Origin of the sequence: Pseudomonas brassicacearum (genome assembly GCF_000585995.1) — a bacterium.
GTDB classification, from domain to species: Bacteria; Pseudomonadota; Gammaproteobacteria; order Pseudomonadales; family Pseudomonadaceae; genus Aquipseudomonas; species Aquipseudomonas brassicacearum_A.
The window spans coordinates 3,460,797-3,474,590 of the sequence record NZ_CP007410.1 but is presented as its reverse complement, the minus strand read 5'-3'; the positions used below and the strand labels follow the sequence as shown (position 1 = coordinate 3,474,590).

At 62.8% G+C, this 13,794-nt stretch carries 12 protein-coding genes; all 12 read left to right on the top strand.

Annotated features, from left to right (window positions below):
- The first annotated feature begins 395 nt into the window (after window positions 1-395).
- The 12 genes from moeB to CD58_RS14980 all read left to right on the top strand — a co-directional run bounded on the left by moeB (window position 396) and on the right by CD58_RS14980 (window position 13,781).
- On the top strand, window positions 396-1,568 hold the full coding sequence (gene moeB / locus CD58_RS15035) for a molybdopterin-synthase adenylyltransferase MoeB (protein ID WP_025213821.1): 1,173 nt from the start codon (window positions 396-398) through the stop codon (window positions 1,566-1,568).
- A 21-nt stretch (window positions 1,569-1,589) separates the two neighbouring features.
- Window positions 1,590-1,997 carry a Mov34/MPN/PAD-1 family protein gene (locus CD58_RS15030; protein WP_025213820.1) on the top strand — a complete coding sequence of 136 codons (408 nt, stop codon included), beginning with the start codon at window positions 1,590-1,592 and terminating at the stop codon, window positions 1,995-1,997.
- A 69-nt stretch (window positions 1,998-2,066) separates the two neighbouring features.
- On the top strand, window positions 2,067-2,339 hold the full coding sequence (locus tag CD58_RS15025) for a MoaD family protein (protein ID WP_025213819.1): 273 nt from the start codon (window positions 2,067-2,069) through the stop codon (window positions 2,337-2,339).
- Between the two features lie 84 nt (window positions 2,340-2,423).
- Entirely contained in the window at window positions 2,424-4,277 is a 1,854-nt protein-coding gene (locus CD58_RS15020; protein WP_025213818.1) for a CoA transferase, read from the top strand.
- Window positions 4,274-5,923: a class I adenylate-forming enzyme family protein gene (locus CD58_RS15015; RefSeq protein ID WP_025213817.1), complete on the top strand. Its 1,650-nt coding sequence runs from the start codon at window positions 4,274-4,276 to the stop codon at window positions 5,921-5,923. Before CD58_RS15020 ends, CD58_RS15015 begins: the two co-directional genes overlap by 4 nt.
- Window positions 5,917-7,137 (top strand): acyl-CoA dehydrogenase family protein, encoded by a 1,221-nt coding sequence (locus tag CD58_RS15010; protein WP_025213816.1) that lies wholly within the window; start codon window positions 5,917-5,919, stop codon window positions 7,135-7,137. The genes CD58_RS15015 and CD58_RS15010 overlap by 7 nt, the downstream gene beginning before the upstream one ends.
- Window positions 7,134-8,339: an MFS transporter gene (locus CD58_RS15005; protein ID WP_025213815.1), complete on the top strand. Its 1,206-nt coding sequence runs from the start codon at window positions 7,134-7,136 to the stop codon at window positions 8,337-8,339. The genes CD58_RS15010 and CD58_RS15005 overlap by 4 nt, the downstream gene beginning before the upstream one ends.
- On the top strand, window positions 8,336-9,418 hold the full coding sequence (locus tag CD58_RS15000) for a hypothetical protein (RefSeq protein ID WP_025213814.1): 1,083 nt from the start codon (window positions 8,336-8,338) through the stop codon (window positions 9,416-9,418). The genes CD58_RS15005 and CD58_RS15000 overlap by 4 nt, the downstream gene beginning before the upstream one ends.
- A gap of 480 nt (window positions 9,419-9,898) precedes the next feature.
- The gene (locus CD58_RS14995) at window positions 9,899-11,308 is read left to right on the top strand and encodes a circularly permuted type 2 ATP-grasp protein (RefSeq protein WP_025213813.1); all 1,410 of its coding nucleotides are present in this window, start codon (window positions 9,899-9,901) and stop codon (window positions 11,306-11,308) included.
- A gap of 3 nt (window positions 11,309-11,311) precedes the next feature.
- Complete coding sequence (locus CD58_RS14990) at window positions 11,312-12,262, top strand: alpha-E domain-containing protein (RefSeq protein ID WP_003201699.1); 951 nt, start codon at window positions 11,312-11,314, stop codon at window positions 12,260-12,262.
- Complete coding sequence (locus CD58_RS14985; RefSeq protein ID WP_025213812.1) at window positions 12,259-13,056, top strand: transglutaminase family protein; 798 nt, start codon at window positions 12,259-12,261, stop codon at window positions 13,054-13,056. The genes CD58_RS14990 and CD58_RS14985 overlap by 4 nt, the downstream gene beginning before the upstream one ends.
- 227 nt (window positions 13,057-13,283) lie before the next feature.
- Window positions 13,284-13,781 (top strand): GNAT family N-acetyltransferase, encoded by a 498-nt coding sequence (locus CD58_RS14980; protein WP_025213811.1) that lies wholly within the window; start codon window positions 13,284-13,286, stop codon window positions 13,779-13,781.
- Window positions 13,782-13,794 lie beyond the last annotated feature (13 nt).

The window sequence follows — 13,794 nt, the reverse complement described above, 5'->3', positions numbered from 1 at the left end:
GGGCAACCCGGCATGGATGCCGGGTTAGCCGCGCTGGGCCATGGATGGCCCTTCGCGGCGGCCCACGGAGCAATGCCGGAGTGAGGGCACACCGAGCCTAGGCGAGGTGCCGAGTGGTGGGGCAAGAGCGCTTTGCTTACTTTCGCGCTCTTCGAAAGTGAGCCGCCGTAAGGGCGGAACCGCCAGCCGCCGTTACCGAAAAAACGGATATACACGCTTTTGTCTGCGGGCTGTAGCTTGCGCAGATCCAGGCTCGCGGCGAACCGTTATCACGTAATGGCATTCTCGAATGCATACGAAAACGGACTTTGTGCATATGAAATTCAAAGCCCTTTGAATTGATTAATCAAAGAGCCTGCTTGAGAATTACTTACATTCAGCAACAGGTATTAAACATGAAACTTCCTCCGCTTGTCGCTCCTGTTTCGAGTCTAAGTAACGAAGAGATAACCCGCTATAGTCGGCACTTGTTGATTCCTGATGTGGGCTTGGAAGGGCAGTGTCGTTTAAAGAGCAGCAAAGTATTGGTTATCGGTGCCGGAGGCCTCGGTTCGCCGGCGTTGCTTTACCTGGCCGCGGCCGGTATCGGGACCCTGGGGATCATCGACTTCGACCGGGTGGACGAGTCCAACCTGCAACGCCAAGTGATCCACCGCGTGGCCACGGTTGGCCAGTTGAAGGTCGACAGCGCCGCCGAGGCCATCAACGCGCTGAACCCCTATGTAAAAGTCGAACGCCACGAACAACGGCTTGAGCCGGAAAGCGCCGTGCAGTTGTTCAGCCAGTACGACCTGATCCTCGATGGCACCGACAATTTTGCCACCCGCTACCTGGTCAACGATGCCTGTGTGTTGGCCAACAAACCCTACGTCTGGGGGTCGATCTTCCGTTTCGAAGGCCAGGCCTCGGTGTTCTGGGAAAACGCCCCCGGCGGTGTCGGCCTCAACTACCGCGACCTGTACCCCGAACCGCCTCCGCCCGAGCTGGCGCCCTCGTGTTCCGAAGGCGGGGTGCTGGGCATTTTGTGTGCGTCCATTGGCGCAATCATGGCCACCGAGGCGATCAAGCTGATCACCGGCATCGGCGAGAGCCTGCTGGGGCGCCTGATGGTGTATGACGCCTTGGACATGTCCTACCGGCAGATGCCGTTGCGCCGCTCCCCGGGCCGCCAGCCCATCACCGCCCTGAGCGACTACCAGGCTTTCTGCGGCTTGAACGCGCCCCAGGGTGTGCAGGATTCGGACATGCCCTCGATCAGCGCCAGGCAGTTGCAGGCGTTGCGCGAAAGCGGCCAGGACGTGTTGTTGATCGATGTGCGTGACCGCGCCGAATGGGACATCGTGCGGATCCACGGCGCCCAGCACATTCCCAAGGGGCCGAAGACCGCGGAACTGATCGAAACCCGTTTCGGCAAGCACGCCAACCTGGTTCTGCACTGCAAGACCGGCGCACGTTCCAGGGCGGTGTTGCTTGAGCTTCAGGCGCGCGGCTTCAGCCATGTACGCAACCTCGACGGCGGCGTGCTGGCCTGGGTCCGGGATGTCGAGCCATCGTTGCCGGCCTATTGAGCCTGAAAATGAGGACCGAGGATGTTGAGTATTCGTGCCGGCCTGCTGGAAGCCATGCTGGAGCAGGCGCGACGGGATCATCCGCTGGAAACTTGCGGCATCGTCGTCGCTCCGGCAGGCGTTCGTACCGCCGAACGGCTGGTGCCGATGGACAACGCCGCACGTTCGCCAACGTTCTTCAGCTTCGATCCCAGGCAACAATTGGCGGTCTGGCGGGCGCTGGACGAACGAGACGAAGAGTGCCGGGTGATCTATCACTCCCATACCGCCAGTGTCGCTTATCCAAGCGCCGAAGATGTGCGTTTCGCCGGTGATGCCTCGGTGCACTACGTCATTGTTTCAACACTGCAGGATGTTGAAGAGTGGGTGCGAAGTTATCGCATCATTAATAACAAAGTGACTGAAGAGCGTATTTGCGTCGTTAACTGAAACTTTTAAGCGGCGCAGTTCAATTAATAATCATGAGCGAAGAGCTTATTAAGGCTCAGGGAGTTCTGCATGTCGATTTTTGTCACGGTGCCCACTTTGTTGCGCACTTTCACCCAGGATAAGAAACGCGTCGAAGTTCAGGGGGAGACAGTTCTTGAAGTGATCGAAGACATGGAAAAACAGTATCCGGGGGTCAAGGAGCGGCTGATAGGCGACGGTCAGGTGCATCGTTTCGTGAACATCTACGTCAACGATGACGACATCCGTTTTGCCGACAACCTCGCCACGGTGCTCAAGGCCGGCGACAGCCTCACCATCCTCCCCGCCGTGGCCGGTGGTTGAGGCCTGGCGCTGACTCGGGGCTGCGCGCGGTACCTCACCAAAGGCCCGCGCGTGGCGGTATGGAAACCTGCTGGTATAGGTCTTATGTCACGTCTTCTACAGGGTTGCAGCTTCTCCGGCTGTGTTGAACCGATGCCCGCCGGCTTTGCTGCGCTGGCCGCGTCACTGCGCTACCAGGCGACGGCGCTGGGCCTGGAGCATCGCGAATCTCGTGGCGATCCACTGGCCAGCGGGCTGGGGTTTTCTTTTCATCATCCGGACCTTTCGCCCATTGATGGGAGGATTCACGGGTGGCCTGACGGCAGCTCCCTCGGTATCACGGAACATACCGTCCAGGCGGCCTGCGGATTGATGTCGGTGCATGGCCGGGCCAGTGGCAAGGCCCAGGGACTGGGGCTCGATTATGTCTCGACCCTGAGCGCGAGCCTGGCCCTTCAAGGCGCGCTGGCCGCCGCCCTGGGTCAGTTGCGCGGCGGTCGTTTCGGACACGTCAGCAGCTCCGTGGGCGCCGCCGGGGTGCTGGGCATCGGTCAATACCTGGCCGGTGCCACGGCCGCTGATGAGGCCGAGCGGCTGCTTCCCGGCGCGACTTGTTCGAAGAATCGTCCGCCCTTCGTTTCCGCCGACGGTGTGGCTTTCGAATTGGAAACTCTCGATGCCGAACCCTGGCGCCGTTTCTGGGTGACGGTGGGGATCGACGCCGAACAGGCCGGGCAGGGCTGGAAGGCCTTCCTGTTGCGTTATGCCAAGGCCGTGGCGCCGATGCCGCCGGTGTTTCGCCAGGCCCTGGCGCGGCTGTCCATGGCCCGCATCAGTGCCTTGTGCGCTTTGAACGGCATGGCGGTATGCCCGCTGCGCAGCCTTGCTGAGCGACGTGCCGACGAGGACCTGCCACGGCAATTGAATCAAGGCCCTTGGGCGTTTGACTGTGGCGCTGCCGATGGCCGGGCATTGCCTGCGCTGGCGTCGGGCAAATTGCCCTTGAGCGGCCTGACGGTGATTGAGTCCTGTCGCCGGATCCAGGGGCCGCTGGCCGGCCACTTGCTGGCGATGCTCGGCGCCGAGGTGCTGCGCATCGAATTACCCGGTGGCGATCCGTTGCGGGTCATGCCGCCATGCGCCGATGGCGTATCGGTGCGCTTCGATGCCCTCAATCGCCTCAAGCAGGTGCGGGAACTGGACATCAAGTCCGCTGCTGGTCGCGCCGAGCTCTATGAGCGGGTGCGTCATGCCGACGTGTTCCTGCACAACTGGGCGCCGGGCAAGGCTGCGGAGCTGATGCTGGACCGCGCCGACCTGGCACGGATCAATCCGGGCCTGGTGTATGCCTATGCCGGTGGCTGGGGCCACGACCGTCCGGGCGAATCGCTGCCGGGTACTGATTTTGTGGTTCAGGCGTGGTCGGGTGTCGGTGAGCAGATCGGCCAGGCCTCGGGCACCCCGGGCGGTTCGCTGTTCACCGTGCTGGATGTCTTGGGCGGTGCGGTCGCCGCCCAAGGGGTGACGGCCGCCTTGGTCCATCGCGCCCTCAGCGGCCAGTCGGTGCGGGTCGACAGCTCCTTGCTCGGTGCAGCCAACTTGCTCTGCGCTCCAGCCCTGCAAAACCCGGAGGTGACTCCCGACAGCCTGCTCAAGGGGGTGTACCCGACCCAGTCCGGCTGGCTGGCGATCAATTGCCAGACCCCCGCCGAGCTTGAACAACTGAGCCAAATCCTGGCCTTGGCGCCACAAACCGATCCCCAGGCGCTGGACCCCTTGTTGGAGACAGCCCTGTCGACGCAATCGGCCGAGACCTGGCAACGCGTGCTGGGTGAGGCCGGGATACCGGCCTGTGTGGTCGTACAAGACCTGTCGCAACTAAGCCAAGACAGGCGATTGAAGCCGTGCTTAAGCCTGAATGCCTATACCTCGGTCAACGCTCACTGGAGTTTTCGATGAATAACGCAGGCATCATTGATCTGGTTCCCGTTGAGGTTCGCAGTGTCTGGGAACGTGACGGGACCTATCCCAACCGTTCGGTCTATCAACTGTTCCGCGAGCACGCCCAGCGTGAGCCGGAAAAAACCGCCGTGCTCTCGCCTGAGGGCACCCTGAGTTATGGCCAGCTGCATGAGCATGCCTTGCGCATGGCGGCCGGCCTGCGCGCCGCCGGGATCATGCCCGGCGATGTGGTGGCCTATCAGCTAACCAACAGCTGGCGCTGCTGTGCCATCGACCTTGCCGCTGCGGCGCTGGGTGCGGTGGTTGCGCCATTTCCGCCGGGGCGCGGCAGCCTGGACATCCAGGCACTGGTGCGGCGCTGCGATGCGCGGGCGGTCATCGTTCCGGCCGAGTACGCCGGGATCGATCTCTGCCAGGTCGTCGAAGCGCTGCGTCCGACCCTGTTGTCATTGCGAGTTTTGATCGTCGAAGGCAGCACCCGGGCAGGCTGGCTGAGCCTGCAGGACCTGCTCGAGACCGAGCCGCTCGATGAAGCGCAACTGCCCGACGTTTGCGCCAATTCACCGGTGCGCCTGCTGGTGTCTTCCGGCACCGAGTCGGAACCCAAACTGGTGGCCTACTCCCACAATGCCCTGGTGGGTGGACGCGGGCGCTTCCTGCAACGCATCCATCCCGAGGGGGCGAGCTTTCGCGGGTTGTATCTGGTGCCGCTGGGCTCATCGTTCGGGTCCACCGCCACGTTCGGCAGCCTGTCGTGGCTCGGCGGGTCGATTGCCGTCCTGCCGCAGTTCGATGTGGCGGCGGCCATCGAGTCCATTGAGCAGCTGCGCCCGACCCACATCCTTGGGGTGCCGACGATGCTTCAGCGCATCGCTGCCGACGCTCGCCTGGCCGAGGTCGACAAATCCAGCCTGCTGGGGTTGATCTGCGGTGGTTCGCTGATCGACGAAGTCACGGTACGCCGCTGCGTCGACGCTTTTGGCTGTGGCTTCATCAGCCTGTACGGCTCGGCGGACGGGGTGAACTGTCACAACACCCTGGACGATGCGTTGGAGGTGGTGTTCTACAGTGTCGGCCGGCCCAACCCGGCGGTGTGTGCGATCAAGATCTTCGACGAGCAGGACCAGGAGTTGCCCCAGGGCAGCGTCGGCGAAATCCGCGCGCGTGGCCCCTTGAGTCCGATGCAATACGTCAACGCCCCGGAACTCGACGCGCAGTATCGAGACGCCGAAGGCTGGGTCAAGACTGGCGACCTTGGGTACATCGATGCAGACGGTTACCTGATCCTGGCCGGACGCAAGAAGGACATCATTATTCGTGGCGGCGCCAACATCAGCCCGGTGCAGATCGAAACCCTGGCCACCGGTCATCCCGATGTGGTCAGTGTTGCCTGCGTGGCCGTGCCGGACCCGGACCTGGGGCAGCGCGTGTGCATTTGCGTGACCCTGCGCGAGGGCGCATCGCGCTTCACCTTGAGTGAGTTGACCGACTACCTGCGCGAGCAAGGATTGGAGGTCAACAAGCTGCCCGAGTACCTGCGTTTCTACAAACAGCTGCCCCTGACGCCAGCGGGCAAGATCGACAAGAAATCCCTGGCCGCTGAAGTGGCGTTCCTGGAGAGCGGGGCGGGCATCGCATGTTGAGTGCAATGAGCGTCGGCGTTCCTCAGGGCGCTGGCGAGCTGGCGCGCCAGGTTCGGTGCTTTGTCGACGAACGCATCATCCCACTGGAGACCGAGCTGGCGGCCGAACTCCGCCAAGCCGCCAGGCGCATCACCGAGCTGAGTGCCCAGGCTCGGGCCGCCGGGTTGTGGGGCAACTTCTACCCCCAGGCCCTGGGCGGTCGGATTGCCAGCCTGCGGGCTTATCTGCTGGTGGCCGAGCAAGAGGGACGTTCCGAGTACGGGCCGGCGATTTTCGGTGACGACGCCACGTTGGATCTGCACATGTTGAGCCGGCATGCGGGCGAGGCGATCCAACGGCGCTTTCTCGCGCCGTTGGCAGCGGGTGCAATGGTTTCCAGTTATGGCATGTCCGAGCCGGACAGCATCGGCTCGATCCCGGCGACCCTGCGCAGCCACGCCGAGTTCATCGACGGGCACTGGCGGTTGAGCGGGCGCAAGTGGTTTATCTGCCGCGCTGAGCGGGCGGCACTGGTCACGGTGATTGCCCGCACTGCGCCAGGACCGTTGGAGAGCGGTTTGTCCATGCTGGTGGTGCCCACCGACTTGCCCGGTTTTCGCGTCGAGCGGCCCTTGTCGATTCTCGGGCGTTATTCCGGGCAAGGGGAACTCTCGTTCGATCAGGTTCAAGTCCCGGCCAGCCATGTGCTGGGCGAAGTGGGGCAGGGCCTGGCGTTGATGCAAGAGCGCCTGGCGCTGGGGCGCATCCTGCGTTCGGTGCACTGGTTGGGCCTGGCCCAGCGCTGCTTTGACCTGATGTGCGCACGCATCCATTCGGCCCGAGGCGTGCAGGCGCGGCTGGCGGACAAGCAACTGGTGCGCCAGCGGGTGTTCCGGGTTTACCAGGGCATTGCCAGCGCCCGCGCACTGCTTCACGACGCGGCCGACAAATACGACGCCGGCGTTGCCAACAGTATCGAGGTGAACATCGCCAAGGTCGCCGCTTCCCAGGCCTTGAGCGAGGCCGCGGATTCGGCGATCCAGATCATGGGCGCCGAAGGCCTGAGCGAACTGTCGCCGCTGTCGGGCATTTATCGCGTGGCGCGCACCACCCATATCCTGGACGGCACCGACGATGCGCTGGTGAGTGCGGTAGGTCGGCAACTGCTCGACAGCTTCGGCGGAGCGGGGCTGGACTTCGATTGGCCCTCCGTGATGACGGGAGCCGCGCGATGACCGAGCACAACGTTTCACCAGGCGTATGGCTACGGCTGGTGCTCACCGCGGCGATGGCCCTGCCGATGCTGATTTTCTACGCGGTCGGTACCCTCGGGCCGTTGATGCTCGCCGACCTCGGTGTGCCGACCCATTGGCTGGGCTGGCTGATCACCAGCGCGTTCGGTTTCGCCGCATTGTTGTCGCTGTGGGCCGGGCCGCTGGTCAATCGTCTCGGAACCCGGCGTGCCCTGGCCTTGTTGTTCTGGAGCACGGTGGCGGCGTATGGGTTATTGGCGAGCTTGCCGGGTTTCTTGGGTGTGGTACTGGCGCTGGCGGCATGTGGCATTGCCCAGGCGTTGGCCAATCCGGCGACCAATCTGTTGATCGCCGAGCGCGTCGAACCCCGGCAAAAGGCTGCGGTGGTCGGCTTGAAACAGTCCGGTGTGCAGGTCTCGGCGTTGTTTGCCGGCCTGCTATTGCCCAGCCTGGCCCTAAGCCTGGGCTGGCGCGGTGCCTTGGCCACGCTGCTGGTGCCGGCGTTGCTCCTGGCATTGTGGGGGCCGCGAGTGGCAGCCCGTGAGCGGGAGGGCAAACCTTTTGGATTTGCCTTGAATCGACCCAATGCGCGCCTGGCGCTGCTGATGAGTGTGCAACTGTGCGTAGGCATCGTGTTGTCGTCGTTTGTGACGTTTCTTGGGGTCTTTTCTGCACAACAAGGCATGAGCGCGCAGTGGATCGGCACATTGATCGCCGGTTTCGGCGTAATGGGCATCGCCGCCCGCGTGTTGCTCACCCCGTTGGGCGCTCGGATGGCCGATGAGTCCTGGTTGTTGCTGGTGTTGTTGCTGTTGTCGGGCGTGGCGCTGTGGCTGACATCACTGGCCTTGCCCGTTCGTCATTGGCCGCTGTGGGCGGGGGCCTTGGGCATGGGCCTGAGCGCTGTAGCGACCAACGCCATCGCCATGAGCATGGTGCTGCGCGATCCAGGGTTTGGCAGCCCGGCGTCGGCGGCCGGTCTACTGTCGGTGGGCTTTTTCGGTGGGTTCGCCGTGGGGCCGCCGTTGTTCGGTCTGCTCCAGCGCGGACCGTGGGGGTTCGCCGATGCGTGGCTGCTATTGACCGGCGTGCTTGTACTGGGCGGCCTGGCGAACCTGCTGTTGATTCGCCTGCGGCAATCCCACAAGACACCGCCCATCACCGGGCTGAGGGCAGTCAAATGAATGTCGCCCAGGCGTGGCAAGAGCCGCTGCGGCTCGTCGAGGTCTATCGTGCCATTGCTGCAATCGTCAGGCGCATGGATCAAATCCAGGCGTCCTGTGGCGAAGGTTTTCCGTTGTATTGCGTGGGGGCCGGCAGCCATTGGAAAGTCTCGGCTGGCGGCTCCTGGCTGGGCGGGTTCTGGTCTGGACTGTGGTGGTTGCGCGCCCATCGCAACGCATTTCTGGAGGATCGTCGGCAGGCCCGGCAGATCACCGAACGGCTGCGGGACAAGCTCGGCAGTGCCACGCACCATCGCAGCCTGATCTTTCATTACAGCGCAGGGCTGGGCAGTTGCTTGCTCGATGATGCACTGGCCAATGAACTGGCGGAGCAGGCGGTGCAGCAACTGGCGCGGGCCTTCGACCCGTTGCTGGGCTGCATTGCGTTGGGGCGTGACATGGGTGGCGGCGAGCAGGGTGATCAGCGCCTGAGCATCGACCCGTTGGCGGCCACGCTACAGTTGTTTGCGCGCCGCGCCGACCCTCGGTTATTGAGCCTCGGACGCCAGCAACTGCAGGCCTCTTTTCGCGCTTGTGCCGGTAGCGGCGGGGCCTGGAGCAGTCAGGCATCCCACGACGACGGGCACTGGTGTGCCGACGAACGACCGGGTAACTGGTCCCGGGGACAGGCCTGGGCGATGCTTGGCCTGAGTGTCGGTGCCAGGTTGTACGGTGCGCCTTACAGCCAGGACGCCATGCAGTCGTGTCAGTATTGGCAACGCAGCCGGGGCTCGGACGCACCGCTCAATCGCCTGTCCGAACCCCAGGGGCCGGACGATCCCTGCGCGGCGGCAATGGCCGCGCTGGCCCTGCAAGGGTTGGCGCCACAGGTTCCCGACGGCGAACTGCTGCGCGAGTACGCCGGTGCACAATTGGCGGCCATTATTCGCAGTGGCGATTTTCAAGACGGGTGTTTCCTCGGTCATTGCTACCGAACCTCGGCCGCTGGGGAGCAGAAAGTGGAGACGGCCTGCGGCAGTTTTTTCCTGCTGGCAGCCTTGCTGGCCTGGACCGGTGAGCTTGATCCAAGCGTGATCTAAAAGGCGATCGCCGCAGGAGCCGAGCGCTTGCATCAAGCAGTGAGTAAAAATTTCCCCCTTTCAGGGCGTTGAATCCCTGTCACCTACCTTTTTGCACCTATTCGACCCGTTCCAGGGTTCGCTGGAGAAGGCTGAAATAAACGTTTCAGCCTTCTCGCGGTGTTTTGTCGTATAAATGAAAACAAATTTCGCTTTTAAACAACTTTGCGATGGTTTTTCTAGCGCAGTCTTGAGGCATCGCGCTTAGGCACAGCCTTTGCTACACCTCAACAGCGAAACCCACCGAACCGCTGGATTCAGTAGGAGTGACCACGCAGATTTAATCAGGGGGCGCACGTCATCCAGACGCAAAGGCCAGATCAGAGACCACTGCTATCGAGGTGCACGGAGAAACAGGGTTCATTAAAACAAAGCAAGGCCAGACCATTGGAATGACGAAGTAATAAGAAATGCCGTGTAGAACGCGGCTGGGAGTTGGCTATGCCCCACGCTTTTTTTAATGAAATGTATGACGCACAGGGTGGCTGCCGCCCGCATTACCAAGCCTTCGCACGCTGGCTGGCGGACACGCCGCTTGAACTGCTTGAACAACGCCGACGCGAAGCCGACCTGCTGTTCCACCGCGCCGGTATCACCTTCACCCTCTACGGGGACGAGCAGGGCACCGAACGGTTGATTCCCTTCGACATCATTCCTCGCAGCATCAAGGCCAGTGAATGGCAGATGGTCGAGCGAGGCTGCATCCAGCGGGTCCAGGCCCTGAACATGTTCCTGGCCGACATCTATCATGGGCAGCACATCCTCAAGGAAGGGATCATTCCCGCCGAACAAGTGCTCGCCAACGAGGGTTATCAGATTGCGATGCAGGGCCTGAACCTGCACCGGGGCATTTACGCCCACATCGCCGGTGTCGACCTGGTTCGCGACGGAGATGGCAGTTACTACGTGCTGGAGGACAACCTGCGTACGCCCAGCGGCGTGAGCTACATGCTCGAAGACCGCAAGATGATGATGCGCCTGTTCCCCGAACTCTTCGCCGCCCAACGCGTAGCGCCCATCGACCACTATCCGAATCTGCTGCTCGACACCCTGAAAAGCTCAAGCCCCCTGGATAATCCGACCGCCGTGGTCCTGACTCCTGGCCGATTCAACAGTGCCTATTTCGAACACGCGTTCCTGGCCCGTGAAATGGGCGTGGAACTGGTGGAAGGCGCCGACCTGTTCGTGCGTGACGACCATGTGTATATGCGCACGACCGCCGGCCCCAGGCAGGTGGATGTGATTTATCGCCGTCTCGACGATGCCTACCTCGACCCGCTGTCGTTCAACCCCGACTCCATGCTGGGTGTTCCAGGACTGATCGCCGTCTACCGCGCAGGCAATGTAGTGCTGGCGAACGCGGTCGGCACGGGCGTCGCCGATGACAAGTCGATTTACCCCTATGTCGACGAGATGATCCGCTTCTACCTCACCGAAGAACCGATCCTGAAGAACGTGCCCACCTGGCAATGCCGTAAACCTCAGGAGTTGTCCCATGTGCTGGCCAACCTGCCTGATCTGGTGGTCAAGGAAACCCAGGGCTCCGGCGGCTACGGCATGTTGGTCGGGCCGGCCGCCAGCGCGGCGGAGATCGAAGACTTCCGCGCCCGCCTCAAGGCTCGCCCCGAAGCCTATATCGCCCAGCCGACCCTGAGCCTGTCCACCTGTCCGACCTTTGTCGAGAGCGGCATCGCCCCGCGCCACATCGACCTGCGCCCGTTTGTGCTGTCGGGCAAGGAAACCCGCCTGGTGCCAGGCGGCCTGACTCGCGTGGCACTTCGCGAAGGCTCGCTGGTGGTCAATTCGTCCCAGGGCGGCGGCACTAAAGACACTTGGGTAGTGGAGGACTAAGACATGCTTTCAAGAACCGCTTCTGACCTCTATTGGATGTCCCGCTACCTGGAGCGCGCCGAGAACCTGGCGCGCATGCTCGAAGTCAGTTACTCGCTGTCGCTGATGCCCCAGGCCGGACGTAGCGACGGTCATGCCGAGTTGGCGATGTCGCTGCTGGCGGCCGGTACGCTGGACGATTACAACGCGCGCTATGACGCCCTGAACACCGAACGCATGCTGCATTTCTTCGCGCTGGATGAAACCAACCCCGGGAGCATCTATAGCTGCCTGCGGGCGGCGCGCACCAATGCCCATGCCGTGCGCGGACGCATCACCGCCGACATGTGGGAGAACATCAACGCCACCTGGCTGGAAATGCGCAACATCGCCAGCAACGGCCTGGGCCGCTACGGCATCAGCCATTTTTGCGAATGGGTCAAGGAGCGCTCGCACCTGTTTCGCGGGGCGACGTCGGGCACCATCATGCGCAACGATGCCTATTGTTTCATTCGTCTCGGGACCTTTATCGAACGGGCGGACAACACCTTGCGCCTGTTGGACGCACGCTACGAAATGTTCGGCGAGGAGTCGGAGGAAGTCAGCGACAATTCAGCGCGCGGCTATTACCAGTGGAGCGCCTTGCTGCGGGCGCTGTCATCGTTCGAGGCGTTCAACGAGATCTACCGCAACGCGCCCAATGCCGAACAGGTCTCGGAGATGTTGCTGTTGCGGGCCGACGTCCCGCGCTCGTTGCATGCCTGTATCGAGGAACTGGACCACATCCTCGCCAGCCTGCCGGGCAATAACGGCCGTCCGGCCCAGCGCCTGGCCGCCGAGCTGAATGCACGCCTGCGCTATTCCGGGATCGACGAGATCCTGGCGTCGGGCCTGCATCAGTGGCTGACCGACCTCATTGGCCAGATCCGTCATTTGGGCCAGACCGTTCATGAGTCTTATCTGGAGGTCGTATGAAACTGTCCATACGCCACGACACCACCTACAGCTATGCCGATGAAGTCTGCACCAGCATCCAGTTTCTGCGCCTGACCCCCAAGGACAGCCAGCGCCAGCGCATCCTTGAGTGGCATCTGGAGCTGCCGCGCCTGGTGCGCAGCCAGATCGACCCTTACGGCAATATCCTGCATGTGATGACCATGGACGAGCCCCACGGCGCCTTGGTGCTGACGGCTTACGGTCAGGTGCAGATCGATCAGACGGTGGAGATGGAGACAGACAGCCAGTCGCCACTACCGTTTCTGCGCACCAGCCGTCTGACCCAGGCCGATGACGTGCTCAGCGCCTTCGCCCTGGAGCAATGTGGGACTCGGCGTGATCGTGCGGCGCTGACCGACCTGATGAACGGCCTGGCCGCCCGCATGCCCTACAGCCCAGGCACGACGGCGGTCAGCAGCACCGCCGCCGAGGCGTTTGCCGGCGGCGCGGGTGTCTGCCAGGACCATACCCACGCGTTCCTGGCCTGCGCGCGAAGCCTGGGTATCCCGGCTCGCTATGTCTCCGGTTACCTGTGCACCGAAGATGAAAGCCACCTGGCGAGCCACGCCTGGGCCGAAGCCTGGCTGGACGACGGCTGGTACAGCTTCGACATAACCAACCGCCTGACCCGTCCCGACCGCCACCTGAAACTGGCGGTCGGCCTGGACTACCTCGACGCCTGCCCGGTACGCGGCATGCGCCGGGGCGGCGGGGCGGAGCAAATGCTGGCACGGGTGCAGGTGAGTTCGATGGTTCAAGTGCAGCATCAGTAGGCCAGTGGCCGCAGATTACGCGGCCACCGCAGAACCCTGTGGGAGCGGGGTACAGGCTGGAGAGACAGGTCGGCTGCAAGGCCGCCTTCGCGAGCAAGCTCGCTCCCACAAAAGGATCTATGCCGAGCGCGGATTTCTTGTCCACTGAAAGTCCAGTGTGGACTTATGCCACGGGGAGGCGCGCAGGTTATAGTGCTTGGCCTAGCCACGCTCCAGGGAAGAGCAGCATGCCTGAATCCACCATCACCCTCGCACGCTTTACTGAAGCCCACATCGCCGGTGTCACCGCGCTCTACAACGACCCGACGGTCACTCGCCAAGTGCTGCAGATGCCTTTCCAATCCACCGAAGTCTGGCGCAAGCGCCTGGCAACGGATGATGAACGCCAGGTGAAATTGGTTGCCCTACACGAGGGCGAAGTGATCGGCAATCTGGGGCTGGAACAGTACACCCGTGTCCGTCGTGCCCATTGCGCAAGCCTCGGCATGGGTGTGGCGCAGGCCTGGCAGGGCAAGGGCGTGGGCTCCATGCTGCTGGCCGCAGCGCTGGATGTGGCGGACAACTGGATGAACCTGCGACGGGTCGAGCTGACGGTCTACGCCGACAACGAAGCCGCCATCGGGCTGTATCGAAAATTCGGCTTCGAAACCGAAGGCCTGATGCGCGACTATGCCGTGCGTGATGGGCGCTGGGTAGACACCCTGGCCATGGCGCGGCTGCGCTGAAGAACCCGTCGGC

Bases quoted from the DNA above. Each gene is read 5' to 3' on its own strand.
- moeB (WP_025213821.1), top strand. From the start codon at position 396: ATGAAACTTCCTCCGCTTGTCGCTCCTGTTTCGAGTCTAAGTAACGAA.
- CD58_RS15030 (WP_025213820.1), top strand. From the start codon at position 1,590: ATGTTGAGTATTCGTGCCGGCCTGCTGGAAGCCATGCTGGAGCAGGCG.
- CD58_RS15025 (WP_025213819.1), top strand. From the start codon at position 2,067: ATGTCGATTTTTGTCACGGTGCCCACTTTGTTGCGCACTTTCACCCAG.
- CD58_RS15020 (WP_025213818.1), top strand. From the start codon at position 2,424: ATGTCACGTCTTCTACAGGGTTGCAGCTTCTCCGGCTGTGTTGAACCG.
- CD58_RS15015 (WP_025213817.1), top strand. From the start codon at position 4,274: ATGAATAACGCAGGCATCATTGATCTGGTTCCCGTTGAGGTTCGCAGT.
- CD58_RS15010 (WP_025213816.1), top strand. From the start codon at position 5,917: ATGTTGAGTGCAATGAGCGTCGGCGTTCCTCAGGGCGCTGGCGAGCTG.
- CD58_RS15005 (WP_025213815.1), top strand. From the start codon at position 7,134: ATGACCGAGCACAACGTTTCACCAGGCGTATGGCTACGGCTGGTGCTC.
- CD58_RS15000 (WP_025213814.1), top strand. From the start codon at position 8,336: ATGAATGTCGCCCAGGCGTGGCAAGAGCCGCTGCGGCTCGTCGAGGTC.
- CD58_RS14995 (WP_025213813.1), top strand. From the start codon at position 9,899: ATGCCCCACGCTTTTTTTAATGAAATGTATGACGCACAGGGTGGCTGC.
- CD58_RS14990 (WP_003201699.1), top strand. From the start codon at position 11,312: ATGCTTTCAAGAACCGCTTCTGACCTCTATTGGATGTCCCGCTACCTG.
- CD58_RS14985 (WP_025213812.1), top strand. From the start codon at position 12,259: ATGAAACTGTCCATACGCCACGACACCACCTACAGCTATGCCGATGAA.
- CD58_RS14980 (WP_025213811.1), top strand. From the start codon at position 13,284: ATGCCTGAATCCACCATCACCCTCGCACGCTTTACTGAAGCCCACATC.